This window comes from Rhizomonospora bruguierae, assembly GCF_018397995.1.
Classification (GTDB): Bacteria; Actinomycetota; Actinomycetes; order Mycobacteriales; family Micromonosporaceae; genus Rhizomonospora; species Rhizomonospora bruguierae.
On sequence record NZ_BBQH01000018.1, the window covers coordinates 158,080 to 173,331 of the forward strand.

14 protein-coding genes are annotated in these 15,252 nt (G+C 73.7%); 2 read left to right on the forward strand and 12 right to left on the reverse strand.

Going from position 1 to position 15,252, the window contains the following annotated elements; genetic code table 11:
* Positions 1-30: 30 nt before the first annotated feature.
* From KJS59_RS10220 to KJS59_RS10245, 6 genes are all read right to left on the reverse strand, one after another.
* Positions 31-834: a DUF6807 domain-containing protein gene (locus KJS59_RS10220; RefSeq protein ID WP_213452422.1), complete on the reverse strand. Its 804-nt coding sequence runs from the start codon at positions 832-834 to the stop codon at positions 31-33.
* Positions 835-926: 92 nt separating this feature from the next.
* On the reverse strand, positions 927-2,090 hold the full coding sequence (locus KJS59_RS10225) for a Glu/Leu/Phe/Val family dehydrogenase (RefSeq protein ID WP_213452425.1): 1,164 nt from the start codon (positions 2,088-2,090) through the stop codon (positions 927-929).
* Positions 2,090-3,691, reverse strand: a complete 1,602-nt coding sequence (locus KJS59_RS10230) for a 5-guanidino-2-oxopentanoate decarboxylase (RefSeq protein ID WP_213452427.1) — start codon at positions 3,689-3,691, stop codon at positions 2,090-2,092. The genes KJS59_RS10225 and KJS59_RS10230 overlap by 1 nt, the downstream gene beginning before the upstream one ends.
* Positions 3,692-3,732: 41 nt before the next feature.
* Entirely contained in the window at positions 3,733-3,936 is a 204-nt protein-coding gene (locus tag KJS59_RS32165) for an acetate--CoA ligase family protein (RefSeq protein WP_376771147.1), read from the reverse strand.
* Entirely contained in the window at positions 3,843-4,136 is a 294-nt protein-coding gene (locus tag KJS59_RS10240; protein ID WP_213452431.1) for an acyl-CoA dehydrogenase family protein, read from the reverse strand. Before KJS59_RS10240 ends, KJS59_RS32165 begins: the two co-directional genes overlap by 94 nt.
* Before the next feature lie 208 nt (positions 4,137-4,344).
* Positions 4,345-5,400, reverse strand: coding sequence for a histone deacetylase family protein (locus KJS59_RS10245; RefSeq protein WP_213452432.1), 1,056 nt, complete (start codon positions 5,398-5,400; stop codon positions 4,345-4,347).
* 39 nt (positions 5,401-5,439) lie between these two features.
* Here KJS59_RS10245 and KJS59_RS10250 point away from each other — a divergent pair, with 39 nt between their 5' ends.
* Positions 5,440-6,525, forward strand: a complete 1,086-nt coding sequence (locus KJS59_RS10250) for a P1 family peptidase (protein WP_213452434.1) — start codon at positions 5,440-5,442, stop codon at positions 6,523-6,525.
* Here the strand turns inward: KJS59_RS10250 and KJS59_RS10255 are convergent.
* From KJS59_RS10255 to KJS59_RS10275, 5 genes are read right to left on the reverse strand one after another with little or no spacing between them, the layout of a single operon-like run.
* Positions 6,513-7,556: an ABC transporter ATP-binding protein gene (locus KJS59_RS10255; RefSeq protein WP_213452436.1), complete on the reverse strand. Its 1,044-nt coding sequence runs from the start codon at positions 7,554-7,556 to the stop codon at positions 6,513-6,515. The genes KJS59_RS10250 and KJS59_RS10255 overlap by 13 nt on opposite strands.
* Entirely contained in the window at positions 7,553-8,539 is a 987-nt protein-coding gene (locus KJS59_RS10260) for an ABC transporter ATP-binding protein (protein ID WP_213452437.1), read from the reverse strand. Before KJS59_RS10260 ends, KJS59_RS10255 begins: the two co-directional genes overlap by 4 nt.
* Positions 8,536-9,417 (reverse strand): ABC transporter permease, encoded by an 882-nt coding sequence (locus tag KJS59_RS10265; RefSeq protein ID WP_213452439.1) that lies wholly within the window; start codon positions 9,415-9,417, stop codon positions 8,536-8,538. Before KJS59_RS10265 ends, KJS59_RS10260 begins: the two co-directional genes overlap by 4 nt.
* Entirely contained in the window at positions 9,414-10,451 is a 1,038-nt protein-coding gene (locus KJS59_RS10270; RefSeq protein ID WP_213452441.1) for an ABC transporter permease, read from the reverse strand. Before KJS59_RS10270 ends, KJS59_RS10265 begins: the two co-directional genes overlap by 4 nt.
* 5 nt (positions 10,452-10,456) lie before the next feature.
* On the reverse strand, positions 10,457-12,370 hold the full coding sequence (locus KJS59_RS10275) for an ABC transporter substrate-binding protein (RefSeq protein ID WP_213452443.1): 1,914 nt from the start codon (positions 12,368-12,370) through the stop codon (positions 10,457-10,459).
* 47 nt (positions 12,371-12,417) lie between these two features.
* Between KJS59_RS10275 and KJS59_RS10280 the strand changes: the two genes are divergently transcribed.
* Entirely contained in the window at positions 12,418-14,463 is a 2,046-nt protein-coding gene (locus tag KJS59_RS10280) for a S9 family peptidase (RefSeq protein ID WP_213452445.1), read from the forward strand.
* 4 nt (positions 14,464-14,467) lie between these two features.
* On the opposite strand, the gene bioD is transcribed toward KJS59_RS10280, so the two are convergent.
* Positions 14,468-15,244 carry a dethiobiotin synthase gene (gene bioD / locus KJS59_RS10285; protein ID WP_213452447.1) on the reverse strand — a complete coding sequence of 259 codons (777 nt, stop codon included), beginning with the start codon at positions 15,242-15,244 and terminating at the stop codon, positions 14,468-14,470.
* Positions 15,245-15,252: the final 8 nt, after the last annotated feature.

The following is a 15,252-nucleotide window of genomic DNA, read 5'->3' on the forward strand; positions in this document are numbered from 1 at the left end:
CGACAAAGACGGGCGTCATTATTACAGAAGTCAATGTGATGGGTCGATGACCCCGTCCGCGACGAGGACGGCGTGCCGCCCGGCCAGGGTCCCACCCGGCGGCACCCGGCGGACCCTCTCGAAGGCGAACGCCGCGCAGACGCCGGGGTACATGCCCGAGCGGACGAACCAGTGGTCGTCCTCCCCCAAGCCGCTGAAAATCAGCGTGTACGGGCGCCCGCCGGCCGCGCCGGCCATCAGCACCCACGGCTCGGTGCTCCCGTTGACGCACTCCTCGCCCTCGGCGCCGGCGGTGCGCACCGCCGGCGGTTCGTCGGCGACCGCGCGCCAGAAGAACCCGCCGTAGCCGGCACCGCCCGGGCGCCCGTTCGTGGCGGGGCTGCCGAGCACGATCTCCCGGTCGGCGGGGCCCGTCAGCGTGTACGCGAAGTCCAGCACCCAGCCCACCTCGGACTCGCTGGCGCCGACCTCCCGCACCTCGGTCAGCAGCACGGCACCGGTGCGGTCCAGCCAGTGCAGGCGGTGGACGAGCCGGTCCGGTTCCCGGTGGAGCCACTCGACGTGGGCGATGCGGCCGTGGTCGTCCAGCCAGGTGTAGCCGGCGTCGCGGACGTACGTGCGGCCGCCCCACAGGTTGGTACCGGAGACGTCCTGCACCGCCAGCGAGGCCCCCAGATGCCAGACGTGGTCCTCGGGCAGCGCGTCGGTGACCGGGGTACCGGCGAGCGTGCGGACCGGGTGCAGGTACGGCCGGGGGCCGTGCCTGGCGTCCAGGTCCGGCTCCACGACGTACTCGGCGACGACCCGGCCGCCGACCGACAGCGTGACTGCCACATGCCCTCCTCGCTGGCGCTCCGTCAACGGCTCGCCCGCCGGTCCGCCCGCGAGCCGCGCGTTGGGAAAGCGCTTCCCTATCGGGTCACAGACTAGCGGAAGCGGGTGGCGATCGCCTCCGCGCGCTCGCTGGCCATCGCCAGCGCCGCGTCCCGGGGCGTGCCGCCGTCCCGCTCCCGGCGGTCGAAGACCTCGTCCACCAGGCCGCGCAGCACCGTGGAGATCTTGCCGAAGGCGGCGGGCGCGGTCGGCTCGATGTCCCCGAACAGGGTCCACCACCACCAGGCGTTGGTGGCGACGTTCGCCACGAAGTCGGGCACCACCGGGACGCCCCGGGCGGCGAGCGCCGCCTCCGCCCCGGGCGTGGTCGGCACGTTCGCCGCCTCGACGACCAGCCGGGCCCGCACGAGGTCCACCGTGGACGCCGTCAGCACGTACGACATCGCGGCCGGCACCAGGATCTCGGCCTGCACCGCGAGCCACCGGTCGCGGGGCAGTTCGCGGTCGGCGGGGCGCAGCGCGGCGCGGTCCACCCGGCCGAAGCCGTCCCGGGTCAGCAGCAACGCCTCCACGTCGAGGCCGTCGGGGTTGTGGACCACGCCGTCCACGTCGCAGATGGCGACCACCGGCACCCCGGCGCGGGCCAGGTACCGGGCCGTGGCGCCGCCCATCGACCCGAAGCCCTGGATCGCGGCGCGCGCACCGGGCAGCGGCAGGCCGGCCCGCGCCGCCGCCGCCAGCGCCGCCTCGGCCACGCCGTACCCGCCGACCAGGTCGGCCAGGCCGACCCCGTCCACGTCCACCGCGAAGCCGGCCTTGACCAGACCGAGGGCGTGCTCGGGGTCGGGCAGCAGGCGCAGCGCCGCCTCGATCGTGGAGCGCAGCCCCACGTCGGCGGCGGCCCGGTCCAGCGTCTCCTGGCGGACGCCGAAATCCTCCCCGGTCGACCAGTAGGTCTCCAGCAGCGGCTTCATCGCGGTCAGGTAGCGGGCCATCACGCCGGGCGCGTCCGGGTCCTGCGGCGGGCAGTCGATACCGCCCTTGCCGCCGCCGAACGGCACGTATGCGTCGCCCGGCGAGTAGACGACCGCCTCCTTCAGCGTCATCCCGCGCGCCAGGTCGCGCACCTCGTCGAGGGTGCAGCCGGCACGCATCCGCAGGCCGCCGCTGGCCGCGCCGCGGACCAGGCGGTCGATGACCAGGAAGCCGCGGCGCCCGGTCACCTCGTCGGTCCAGACGATCTCCAGGTACGGCATCAGTCCTCCTCGGGCGCGATCAGCAGGGTGGGGCCCGGGTGGACCAGTGCCGCGGCGAGCGCGCCCGGCAGGTCCGCCGGGTCGGCGAGCGGCACGCCCCGGCCGCCCAGCGCGGCGGCGAGGCCCGCCAGGTCCGGCACGGGCAGGTCGACGGCGAACGGCGCGATCCCGGCATCCCGCATCTCGGCGCGGATCTCGCCGTAGCCGCCGTTGACGAAGACCAGCACCGGCAGCGGGACGCGTTCGGCCGCGGCGGTGGCCAGTTCCGCGACGGAGAACATGAGTCCGCCGTCGCCGCTGAGCGCCAGCACCTGGCGCTCGGGCCGGGCCAGCTTCACGCCGATGGCGGCCGGCACCGCGTACCCGAGCGTGCCGAAGCCCGTCGGGTACAGGAACCCGCCCGGTACGTGCGCCGGCAGCGCGCCGAGCGCGCCGTAGTAGCTGGCCATCGCGGTGTCCGCCACGACGGTGGCATCGCGGTCGAGGCTCGCGGCCAGCGCGTCCAGCCAGGGCAGCCATCGCGCCGCTTCGACCCGGGCCTGCGCCCGGAGCCTCGCCCGCCACGGCGCGGCGTCACTCGGTGCCGCCCCCGGTACACCCTCCAAAATGGACCACAGCGTCGCCGCGGCATCCCCGGCGAGCGCGATGTCGGGGCGGGCGTTGACGGCCAGCTGCGCCGGTTCCAGGTCGATCCGGATGAGCTTCCGCGGTCGCGGCATCGGCGCGTACCACCAGTCCGTGGGCGCCACTTCGGTACCGACCGCGAGCAGCACGTCCCGGTCCGCCACGAACTCGGCCGCGCCGGGCAGGTGCAGCGCCGAGGTGACCGCCAGCGGGTGCTCCTCGGGCAGCGTCCCCTTCCCGTTCGCCGTGGTGAGGACGCCGGCGCCGAGCCGTTCGGCGAGCGTCCGCAGCGGCTCCGCCGCCGCCCGGGCGCCACCACCGGCGAGGATCCCGGGGCGTTCGGCCGCGGCCAGCGCCCTGGCGGCCTCGGTGACCGTTGCCGGTGCGGCGACCCGCCGACGTATGCCGATCGGTCCGATCGGCTCAACCTTTCCGGTCTCGCCGAGCAGGTCGAGGGGGATTTCCAGGTGGACGGGCCGCGGCCGCTCCACGGCGAACTCCGCGAACGCCTGCGCCACCGCCGCCGCCAACTCCTCGTGCGTGGTCACCCGGTGCGAGAGACGCGCGACCGCCGACATCGCGGCGCGTTGGTCCCGCATCTCGTGCAGCATGCCGGTGCCGCGCTGCGGGTGCCGCAAGGGCATCCCGGGCGAGACCACCAGCACGGGCACCGAGTCGGAGTACGCCTGACCCACCGCCGCCGCGATGTTGAGCAGCGCCGGGCCGGTCGTCACCAACGCCACGCCGGGGCGCCCCGTGGCCCGCGCATAGCCGTCCGCCGCGTACCCCGCGCCCTGCTCGTGCCGGGGCGTGACGTGCCGGATCCCGTACGCGGCCAGGTGCCGGTAGATCTCCAGGTTGTGCGTACCGGGGATGCCGAACACCAGGTCGACGCCGTGCACCGCGAGCCCCGCGACCAGCAGCTCACCCGCGGTCCGGCCGCCCGCGCCGGCCCCCGGCACACCGGTTCCCGCCACGCCAGCTCCCGTCACACCAGCTCCCATCGGATCAGCTCCCATCACGGTTCCCAGTGCGCATCGAGGGCCAGCACGCCATCGGCGGTCACCAGCACCGGATTCAGGTCCAGCGCAAGGATTCGGGGGTGTGCCGCCGCCAGCCGCGAGACGGTCACCACCAGGTCCACCGGTTCGCCCACGGCGAGCGGCGGCCGGCCCCGGTACCCCGCCAGCAGCCGCGCCACCGCAACTCCGCCACCATCCACGGCGCGCGCCCGCAGGGCCGGGTCCACAGTGGCGAAGATCCGGTGATGCCCACCTCGGCCGCCGCCCGCCACAGCTCCCAGGGCGTCCGGACGTCCGCCTCGTCCACCGCCCGCGCCACCGGCCGGATCCGCTTCCGGCCGAACTCGCGGCACAGGTTGAGCACGGCCCGCTGCTCGGCGGTCAGTTCCTCCGGACGCATCCGTCGCTCCCCTTTGACTGACTGACCACTCAGTCAAGGCGACACCGGCGACCCTTGTCAACGCCCCACGCACCCCCTGGGAACTCCGCCCCCGCGCCCGCCGGAACGGGGCGAGATCCCGGTACGACACGACCGCTTTTCTGGCCTCTTTTCTGGCCAGACCGGTACCAAGATTTCCCACCCGGTGGCCGCCAGCAAAGATCGGCGGTCACAGGGCGGAGAGGACGGCCACCGTCAGGTCGCCGAGGGTCGGCAGGTGGTAGCCGCCCTCGTGCACCGCCACGACCGGCACGCCCAGGTCCCGGATCAGCGCGCCGGTCGCCGCGTACCCCTCCCTGGTGACGAGCAGCGGGCTCTCCGGGTCGCCGGCCGCCGCGTCCACGCCCAGGGAGAGGACCACGGCCTCCGGGCGGTGGGCCGCCGCGGCGACGCAGACCTCGGTGACCGCCTCCAGCCAGCCGGCGTCGCCGGTACCCGGCGGGATGGGAACGTTGCGGTTGGCGCCGGCCCCGGCGCCGCGGCCGGTTTCGTCGGCGAAGCCGGCGTAGTGGGGGAACCAGCCGGCACCCGGGTCGACGTGGACGGAGCCGTAGGTAACGTCGCCGCGCTCGTAGAAGATGGCCTGGGTGCCGTTGCCGTGATGGGCGTCGATGTCGATGACGGCGACCCGGGCTGCGCCGGAGAAACGCAACGCCTGGGCGGCGACCGCGGCGTTGTTCAGGTAGCAGGAGCCGCCGTAGCCGGCCGGGGTGGCGTGGTGGCCGGGCGGGCGGCAGATGGCGTAGGCGGCCCGCCCGCCCGCGGCGACCAGGTCGGCGGCGGTGAGGGCGGCGTCCACGGCGGCGCGGGCGGCGGTCCAGGTGCCGGGGCCGACCAGCGTCATCGTGTCGTAGCAGTAGCGGCCGGCGCGGGCGTGTACGGCGGCGGGATCGCGGGCGGGAAGCCCGTCGAGCATCGCCGGCGTGGGGAACACATACGGGACGACGCGGTCCTGCCCCGGGTCCTTGTCGAAGCCCGCGGCCACCCAGTCGTCGTGGACGCTCGCGAGGTGGCCGAGCAGGCCGGCGTCGTGGACCGCGCGGAGGGCGTCGTCCGGGTGGCGCGTGGCCGCGACAAGCCGCGCGCCGGCCGCCGCGACGGCGTCGCGGAGCACGGTGGCGCGCTGCGGCACCTCGGTGCCGGGAGTGCGTACGCCCACCCAGATCTCGGCCTCCGGTGCGTGCGTGAGGCACTCGGGCGACCACACGGCGGGTAGCTCCAACACGCCCGCTCCCTCCCTACCCCGCGCTGCTACGCTGCGCCGATGCCGCGCGCCGCCGAACTGGGAATCAGCATAGGGCTGCTGCCGCCCGGCCCCACCAACTCGATTCTGGACGTGCCCGGCGTGGGCGTCGGGCACGCCACGGTCGTCCGGGACGAGGCACTACCCCCGGCCGGGCGCGGCGTGGCCCGCACCGGCGTCACCGTCATCGACCCCGGCGGCAACCCGTTCCTGAACCCCGTTCCGGCCGGCGGCGCGGTGCTGAACGGCGCCGGCGAGTGCACCGGCTTCCTCTCGGTGCGGGAGTGGGGGCAGGCCGAGTCGCCCGTCTTCCTGACCGCCACGATGCAGGTCGGCCGGGTGTTCGACGCGGCCTGCGAACTGCTGATGGCGCAGGAGCCGGCGATCGGCGTCGACGACGTGCTGCTGCCGCTGGTCGCCGAGTGCGACGACAGCTTCCTCAGCGACCCGCGGCGCATGCAGGTGACCCGCGAGGACGTGGCCGCCGCCCTCGCCGCCGCGCGGGCCAGCGCCGGCTCCGCCGCGCCGCCGGCCGAAGGCGCCGTCGGGTCGGGTACGGGGATGAGCTGCCTGGGCTTCAAGGGCGGCATCGGTACGGCGAGCCGCGCGCTGCCGACCGGTCACACGCTCGGCGTGCTGGCGATGACGAACTTCGGGGAACGGGAGCGGCTGACGGTCGCCGGTGTGCCGGTGGGACGGCTGCTGCCACCGCCGCCGCCCGCCGAACCGGTGCCGCCGCGCGCCGGGTCGTGCATCGTCACCGTCATCACGGACGCGCCGGTCGACGCCGCCGGCTGCGAGCGCCTGGCCCGCCGTGCGGGGCTGGGACTGGCCCGCACCGGGTCGACCGCGCACCACGGCAGCGGCGAAATCTTCCTGGCCCTGGCGACCGGGCTGCGCGCGCCGCGCGGGCGGGCCCCCGCCGGTCGCCCGCTGGTCGGGCGCGACCTGGACCCGGCGTTCGCGGCCGTGGTGGAGGCCACCGAGGAGTCGGTGCTCAACAGCCTGCTCCAGGCGACCACGGTCACCGGCCGGGACGGCAACGTGTCACACGCCCTGCCGGTGGACGAGGTCGTGCGCCTGCTGCGGGCGGCTCAGCCCTTCTGAGGCTCCCGCGCGGCAACACCGGAAACTTCCACCCGGGTCGCCGGAACACCCGCGTCGGGGCGCAGGTGGCAGGCCGCCGACCAGGTCTGCGGTCCGGCGGCCACGACCGGCAGCGGCTCGCCGACACACCTGCCCGCGACGCCGGCGCGGTCCGCGATGCCCATCGCGAGAGCCGGGCAGCGCGGGTGGAAGCGGCAGCCGCCGGGGATGCGGGACGGGTCCGGCGTCTCCCCCGCGAGGATGACCGGCGCCCGGTTCGGCGCCTCGGGCAGCACCGACAGCAACGCCTCGGTGTACGGGTGCCGGGGCGCGCCGAGCACCTTCTCGGTCGGGCCCGCCTCCACGATGCGGCCGAGGTACATGACGGCCAGCCGATCGGCGATGTTCCAGGCCAGGCCCAGGTCATGGGTGACCACCAGGACCGACAGGCCCAACTCGGCGCGCAGCGACAGCAGCAGCGCCAGGATCTCGCCGCGCACCGACGCGTCCAATGAGGACACCGGCTCGTCGGCGACGATGACGTCCGGGTTCAGCACCAGGGCGCCCGCGATGACCACGCGCTGGCGCTGCCCGCCGGACAGCTCGTGCGGGTACCGGCGGAAGAACCGCTCGGCCGGGCGCAGCCCCGCCAGCGACAGCGCCCGGGCGACCTGCTCCTTCTCCTCCCCCGGCACCCGGTGGATGCGCAACCCCTCGGCGACCGCCTCGTAGACGGTGTGCCGGGGATTCAGCGCGCCCGTCGGGTCCTGGAGGACCAGCTGGACCCGCCGGCGGTACGCCTTGAGCGCGCGGGACGAGTACCCGAGCGGCACCCCCTGGTGGCGGACCTCGCCGCGCCACGGCCGCTCCAGCCCGAGCAGGGCGCGGGCGAGCGTGGTCTTGCCGCAGCCCGACTCGCCGGCCAGCGCGACGATCTCGCCCTTCGCCACGGACAGGTCCACACCGTCCACGGCGCGGATCGGGGGCGCGCCGCGCCGGCGCCGGCCGCCGAACCCGACGTGCAGATCCACCGCCGCGAGAACCTCACTCAAGGTGCAACCGCCTCCGTTCCTATGTGGACGCACGCCGCCGAGCGGTCCGGGGCGGCGGGGCGCAGCAGCACGTCCTCGGTGCGGCAGCGCTCCACGGCGGCGGCGCAGCGCGGGTGGAACGGGCAGCCGGTCGGAAGCCCGCGGGGGTCCGGCGGGTCGCCGGGCAGCCCGTGTGGGGCAAGCCGCGAGGCCGGGTCACCGATCGTGGGGAACGCGGCGGCAAGCGCCCGCGCGTAGGGGTGGACGGCGTCGGTGAACAGCCTGTGGCCGGGCCCCTCCTCGACCACCCGACCGGCGTACATCACCGCCACCCGGTCGCACACGTCGGCGAGCACGGCGAGGTCGTGGCTGATCAGCACGAGGCCGAGTCCACGCTCCCGGACCAGTCCGCGCAGCAGGTCGAGCACCTGGGCCTGGACCATCACGTCCAGGGCGGTGGTCGGCTCGTCAGCGATGATCAGGTCCGGCGCGCAGGCCAGCGCCATCGCGATCATCACCCGCTGCCGCTGGCCGCCGGAGAGTTCGTGCGGGTACGAGCGCAGCCGCCAGGACGGCACACCCACCTGCTCCAGCAGGCCGGCGGCGCGTTTGCGGGCGGCACGGGCGCCGACGCCGCGCTCGTGCAGCAGGATCGGCTCCACGATCTGCCGGCCAATGGTGCGCACCGGGTTGAGCGCGTGCATGGCGCCCTGGAAGACGATCGCGGCGGCGCTCCACCGGACCGCCCGCAGCCGGCCCCAGTTCATCGCCAACACGTCCTCGCCCTGGAGCAGGACCCGCCCGGTGGCCCGGGCGCCCGGGGGCAGCAGCCGCAGGATCGCGCTGGCCACGCTCGTCTTGCCGCAGCCGGACTCCCCCGCCACCCCCAAGGTCTGTCCCTTGTCGACGGTTAGGTGCACCCCGCGCACGGCGGGCAGGTCGCCACCCGCGGTGCGGTAGGTGACCCGCAGATCCTCGACCTCCAGCAGTTTTGGGGTGCTCATCGGGTGGCCCCTCGCAGTCGCGGGTCGAGGGCGCGCTCCAGCGCCCGCCCGCACAGGTTGAACGCCAGCACGACCACGACCAGGCTCAGGCCGGGGAACAGGATCCACCACCACGAGTGGTTGCTGACCGCGCCGCCCTGGTACGCCTGGTCGAGGATGACCCCCCAGGAGACCCGCTGGGAGTCGCCGAGGCCGAGGAACGACAGCGTGGTCTCGGCCAGGATCGCGATCGACGCGGTGAGCGTGGTGTTCGCCAGCACCAGCGGCATCACGTTGGGCAGCACGTGGCGGCGCATCTGGTGCCAGTGCCCGCCGCCGAGCGCCCGCGCCCGCTCCAGGTACGGGCGGCCCTCGATGGAGAGCGTCTGCGCCCGGACCAGCCGGGCGGTGCTGGACCAGGAGGTCACGCCGATCACGATGATGATGGCGATGATCTTGGGTACCGCCGGCGGGAACACCGTGGCGAGCACGATCGCCAGCGGCAGGTACGGGATGACCAGGAACCACTCGGTGAGCCGGTTCAGCAGCCCGCCCGGGGCACCGCGGAAGTGCCCCGCGGCGATGCCGACCCCGGTGCCGATGACCATCGAGATGACCGTGGCGGCGACCCCGACGATCAGCGAGACCCGGGTGCCCCAGATGACCATCGTCAGCACCGAGCGCCCGTCCTCGTCGGTGCCGAAGGGGTAGGCCAGGGAGGGCGGGGACTGCGGCATCCCGGTCCCGTTGATGCGGGAGAGGCCGGCGGGGTCGGCCAGCAGCGGCGCGGCCACCGCCACGCCGGTGTACAGCAGCAGCAGGACCAGTCCGGCCATGCCCTCCCGGTCGCGGCGGAAGGTGCGCCAGAAGCTGCCCGGGGTGGCGACCGCCGCCGTCATGCCGCCCGCACCCTGGGGTCGAGCAGCGGGTAGAGCAGGTCCGCGACCAGGTTCATCAGGATCACCCCGGCGGAGAATGTGAGGAACAGGCCCTGCAGCAGCGGCACGTCCGGCCCGCGCAGCGCGTCGTAGGTGAGCCGGCCCAGGCCCGGCCACGAGAACACCGTCTCCACGGTGATCGCGCCGGAGACGACGAAGCCGAGGCTCAGGAAGAACAGCGTGGTGGACGGCAGCAGCGCGTTCGGCCAGGCGTGTCGGCGCATGACCAGGTCGTCGCGCAGCCCCTTGGCGCGGGCCGTGGTCAGGTACTCGGCGTGCCGTTCGTCCAACATGGACGAGCGCATGATGAGCGAGTACTCGGCGATGTACACCAGCACCAGGCACAGGCACGGCAGGACCAGGTGCCACGCCACGTCCACCGCGCCCGGCAGCGTGGACCGGGGGTCGGTCATGCCGCCGCTGGGGAACGCCGTGCCGGTGACGGTGGTCAGCAGCACCAGGCCGATCAGCCACTCCGGCGTGGAGTACAGCGCGATCGACACGCCGGAGGAGAGCCGGTCGAACGGGCTGCCGTACCGCCAGCCGGTCCGGGCGCCGAGCCACATGCCCAGCGCGGCGGAGACGAGCAGCGCCGTGCCGGAGAGCAGGACGGTGGGCCACAGCCGGTCGCCGATCGCCGAGACGACCGACTGCTTCTGCCCCCACGAGGTGCCCAGGTTGCCGTGCGCGAGCGCCTTCACGTACGCCCAGAACTGCTCGTGCCAGGGCAGGCCGAGGCCCAGGTCGCGGCGGATCTGGACCAGCCGCTGCGGGTCGGCGTTGCGCCCGCGCGGGGAGAACGCCTTCGCCGGGTCGCCGGGCAGCACCCGGAACAGGAAGAAGTTCACCACCACGACGAAGGCGAGGGTGACCGCCGAGGCGAGCACCTTGCCCAGCACGTACCTCGGGGTCAGCGCGGCGCGGCGGCGCCCCCGGCCGGGCGGTTCGGCGGCCGGTGCGGTCTCCGCCAACCGTTGGGTGGCCGGGAGCGCCATCGCGGCTACTCCCGCTCGTCCGCGGTGGCCCGCCGGCGCAGCGCGAACGCCGTGCCCAGGCCGCCCAGCAGCACCACGGCGCCGACGCCGAACGCCACCCACAGCCCGGTGTCGCTGGACTCGCTGGCCTCGTCGGCCCGCGCGGCCACCGGCTCGATGTTGCGGTACGTGAAGGTGCCGTACTGGAGCACCATCGAGCCGCCGTCGTTCGGCTGCCGGACGAAGCCGGTGAACCGGTCGCTGCGGTACGCCTCGAAGTTGTTGTAGTAGTACAGCACCGAGTAGACGACGTCCTCGTACAGCTTCCGCTGCGCCTGCTTGACGACGGTCTGCCGCTCTGACACGTCCAGGATCGTCTTCTGCTTCGTGTACAGCTCCTCGTAGGACTCGTCGCAGTAGAAGCTGTCCGACCAGCCGGCGGAGACCTCGCCCTCGTCCTCGGTGGACCGGTTGTCGCAGGTGAACACCGAGAGCTGGAAGTCCGGGTCGGGCTCGACCACCCAGCCCCATTCGAACATGTCGAACTTGCCCTGGCCGATCACGACGGTGAGGTTGTCCTCGGACATGATCTGCACGTTGACCTTGATGCCGATCTGGCCGAGCCAGTCCCGGACGTACTCCACGTTGCGCTTGGACAGGTCCGAGTTCTCCCGGCCGAACAGCCGCAGCTCGAGCTTGCGGCCGCCGTTGGGCATCGTCCGGACGCCGTCCGAGCCCTTGGTGTACCCGGCCTCGTCGAGGATCTGGTTCGCCTTGCCCAGGTCGAACCGGCGCTCGTCGTCGCCCGGCGACCAGTGCCAGCCCGGGTAGATCGGCGGGACCACGCCGCCGGGCAGTTCGCCGTGCCCGCGCAGCACCCGGTCCAGCAGGGTGCGGCGGTCGATCGCGTAGTCGATGGCCGTGCGGACCCGCTTGTCCTTCAGCGCCGGGTGTCCGTCGCCGATCGGCTTGTCGTCCACCGTGGCCGCGCCCAGGTTGTACGCCAGCTCGGTGAACCCGGAGTACCGGGAGTCGCTGGTGGCCACGTCCTTGGCGTCGCGCAGGGATTCGAACACCGAGGCGGAGACGTCCTGGACCATGTCGATCTCGCCGGCCCGCAACGCCTGCCCCATCGCCTCGTCGTCGGCGAACACCCGGAACACCAGCTCATCGATCTTCGGCGCGCCCCCGAAGTACGACTTGTTGGCGGCGAACCGGTAGTACTGCCCCTTCTTGGCCTCCACCAACTGGAACGGGCCGCTGCCGACCGGGCGGTCGTTGTTCGGGAAGGTGGCGACCTGCTTGGCGCTGACGTTCTTCCACACGTGCTCGGGCAGGATCGGCACCAGCAGGTACAGCATGCTCGGGCTGGGCTCGCTGGTGGTCATCACGACCGTGTGGTCGTCCGGCGCGCTCACCTTGGTGATGTTGGTGACGTAGTTGCCGTACTGCCCGTTCTCGGTCTCGCCGTCGATCGCCCGCTGGAAGCTGTAGACCACGTCCGCGGCGGTCAGCGGCTCCCCGTCCGACCAGGCCACGTTCTGGCGGATCTTGTAGGTCCAGGTCTTGCCGTCGGTCGACGTGGACCAGGACTCGGCCAGCTGGGGCTCCGGGGAGAAGTCCTTGGCGCTGGAGCCGATGAGGTAGTCGTACATCAGCTGGTACGCCTCGAACGCCGAGGCCACCACGCCCACGTAGGGGTTGAGCGAGTCGATGTCCTGCTTGATGCCCATCACGAACGAGGTGCTGGTCCGCGGCGGCGGGGCGGGCGAGCGGGAGCCGTCCGGCGGGGCGGAGCCGTCGGCGTCCACGGCCGGGCTCGGGGTGTCTGCCACCGCCGCTCCGGCCGGCAACGCGACCGTTCCGAGTAGGGCGAGCACGGCCGCGAGGGCCAGTCCGGCACGGCGGCGTGCTGACCGGCCAGTCAGCGGACTTGTCATCGGATCCTCCGTTGAAGGCGGGGGGCTGGGGGACTACCGTCCGCCCCATGCCGCACGATCTCGACGCCGGCCCGCCGGCCGCCCCAGCCGCACCCTCGACCCACACGGCACACGGGGTTGCCCGGGTCGACGACTACGCCTGGATGCGGGACCATGACGACCCGCGGCTCGCGGAGTACCTGCGCACGGAGCGCCGGCACTACGACGTGACCACGAACCATCTGCAGCGCCTCCGCAGCGGGCTGTTCAGCGAGGTCGAGCGGCGCCTCCCGCAAACTGATTCGTCAGTCAGTTGGAAGCGTGGTGATTTTTTCTACTACACCCGCACTCCGGCCGGAAGCGAGTACGAGCAGTTTGTGGCCACCTGTAACGCTACGGCAACCTCCCGGCCGATAGTGGACGGTGCCGAGTTCTCCGATACCAGTGGATATGTCGAGTTCGGTCTGCGGGAACCGAGCCCGGACGGGCGCCTGCTCGCGTACTCCGTCGACACCACCGGCGACGAGGTATACCGGCTGCGTTTCCGGGACACGGCGACGCTGACGGACCTGGACGACTACTGTCCGCGCACGTACTACACCGGCGCGTGGAGCGCGGATTCCCGCACGTTCTTCTACACCGTCCACGACGACCTCTACCGCCCGTATCAGGTATGGCGCCACCGCATCGGCGGGGAGTCCGAACTGGTGTTCGAAGAACCGGACGTGCGGTACGAGGTCTCGATCGGACGGACGACCGGCGGCGCGTTCATCGTCATCCGGTCCGAATGCCGGGACACCAGCGAGGCGTGGCTCATTCCGGCGGACCGGCCGGAGGAACCTCCGGTCGTGGTCGCGCCCCGGCGCAAGGGGGTGGAGTACCGCGTCGACCACTGCCCCACCACCGGCGAGGTCTTCATCGTCACCAACGACGGCGCGGTCGAGTTCCAGCTCGCTCGTGTGTCTACATCAGACACTGCGCGGTGGAGCGTCGCCGCCGCGCCCCGCCCGGGTGAGCGCCTGCTCGCCGTCCACGTCCTGCGCGACCACCTGCTGCTGGACCTGCGCCGGGCGGGGTTCCCCCTGCTGCGGGTCGTGGACCGGGCCACCGGCACCGAACGGGAACTGGCCGCCGACCTGCCCGCCGGCTCGATCGCCCTGGCCACCGAGGTCGAGTACGCGGCCAGCGAGGTGACCGTGCGGGTCGAATCGCTGGTCGAACCGCCGGTCTGGTACGGCGTGGACCTGCGCACCGGCGCGCGCACCCCGCGCAAGCGGCAGGAGACTGGCGACTACGACCCCGCCCGGTACCGCACCGAGCGCCGTCACGCCCCCGCCCCGGACGGGACGCTCGTCCCCGTCACGCTCGCCTGGCGGGCCGACACCCCGCTGGACGGGACGGCACCCTGCCTGCAGTACGGCTACGGCGCGTACGAGGTGTGCGAGGACCCGGCGTTCGACCCGATGCTGCCCAGCCTGCTCGACCGGGGCGTGGTGTACGCGGTGGCGCACGTGCGCGGCGGCGGCGAGAACGGCCGCGCCTGGTGGCTGGACGGACACCTGGAGCGCAAGCGCAACACGTTCACGGACCACATCGCGGTCGCGGACTGGCTGGCCTCCTCCGGCCTGGTGGACGGTGCGCGGATCGCCACCCGGGGGCTCTCGGCCGGCGGGCTGCTCCAGGGCGTCGCCTACACGTGGGCGCCCCGGCGGTGGCGGGCCGTCATCGCCGAAGTGCCCTTCGTGGACGTGGTGACCACCATGCTCGACGAGCGGATCCCGCTGACCGCCAACGAGTGGGACGAGTGGGGCGACCCGCGCCGGGAGGCGGACTTCGGCTGGCTGCGCGCCTACTCCCCGTACGACAACGCGCCCGCCGGGCGCCGCCCACCGCTGCTGGTCACCGGCGCCGTGCACGACCCCCGGGTGATGGTCCACGAGCCGGCGAAGTGGGTCGCCAAGCTGCGCGCCACGGCGCACCCGGACGACGGCCCGGTGCTGTTCCGGGTGGAACTCGGCGCGGGCGCGCACACCGGGCCCGCCGGCCGCTACGAGCACTACCGGTACGAGGCGGAGATCCTGGCCTGGGTGCTCGACCGGCTCGCCGCACACTGACCACTTAGGACTCCGAGCCGAAGTCCTCCGCCCAGGTGCGCCAGTCGGAGATCTCCCCGTGCAGCCGGGGGGTGAGCCAGCCCGGCGCGGAGCGGCGGAAGACGCCGGGGTCCATGGTGCCGGCGCCCGCGGGCACGACACCGGCGAGGTCGCCGACCAACTCGGTCAGGTTCGCCCAGTGCACCAGTTCCGGATCGGCCGGCCAGGCGCCGAGGACCACCCCGCCGGGGATGCCGCGGCGGCCGAGCGCCTCCATCGTGAGCGCGGTGTGGTTCAGCGTGCCGAGGCCGGCGCGGGCCACCACGACCGCCGGGGCGCCCAGCGAAACGGCCAGGTCCGCCAGCGTCCACGCCTCGCCGGAGGGGCGCACTCCCATCGGGACCAGCAGCCCGCCGGCCCCCTCGACCAGGACCAGGTCGTGCTCCCCCGCCAGCGCCTTGATCTCGTCGACCGCCGCGAACAACTCCAGCGGCGGCGCGTCGGCGATCCGCGCGGCGGCCAGCGGGGCCAGCGGCTCGGCGTACTCGGCGATGGTGCGCGTGGTGGCCGGCGCCGCGAGCCGGGCCACCACCTGCTCGTCGGTCGGCTCGCCGGTGGCGGTGCCGGTCTGGCCCGGCTTGACCACCGCGACCCGCAGCCCCTCGGCGCTGGCCGCCGCGGCGATCGCCGCCGTGACGACGGTCTTGCCGACCCCGGTGTCGGTCCCGGTCACCACGACCGGGCCGCGCCACACACTCACGGAGCTAGCCTTTCGTTCCCGACCGCGGTGCTTCCCGCGCATTCACCGGT

Bases quoted from the DNA above. Each gene is read 5' to 3' on its own strand.
- KJS59_RS10270 (WP_213452441.1), bottom strand. From the start codon at position 10,451: ATGGCGCTCCCGGCCACCCAACGGTTGGCGGAGACCGCACCGGCCGCC.
- KJS59_RS10265 (WP_213452439.1), bottom strand. From the start codon at position 9,417: ATGACGGCGGCGGTCGCCACCCCGGGCAGCTTCTGGCGCACCTTCCGC.
- KJS59_RS10260 (WP_213452437.1), bottom strand. From the start codon at position 8,539: ATGAGCACCCCAAAACTGCTGGAGGTCGAGGATCTGCGGGTCACCTAC.
- KJS59_RS10240 (WP_213452431.1), bottom strand. From the start codon at position 4,136: ATGCGTCCGGAGGAACTGACCGCCGAGCAGCGGGCCGTGCTCAACCTG.
- KJS59_RS10280 (WP_213452445.1), top strand. From the start codon at position 12,418: ATGCCGCACGATCTCGACGCCGGCCCGCCGGCCGCCCCAGCCGCACCC.
- KJS59_RS10225 (WP_213452425.1), bottom strand. From the start codon at position 2,090: ATGCCGTACCTGGAGATCGTCTGGACCGACGAGGTGACCGGGCGCCGC.
- KJS59_RS10275 (WP_213452443.1), bottom strand. From the start codon at position 12,370: ATGACAAGTCCGCTGACTGGCCGGTCAGCACGCCGCCGTGCCGGACTG.
- bioD (WP_213452447.1), bottom strand. From the start codon at position 15,244: ATGCGCGGGAAGCACCGCGGTCGGGAACGAAAGGCTAGCTCCGTGAGT.
- KJS59_RS10250 (WP_213452434.1), top strand. From the start codon at position 5,440: ATGCCGCGCGCCGCCGAACTGGGAATCAGCATAGGGCTGCTGCCGCCC.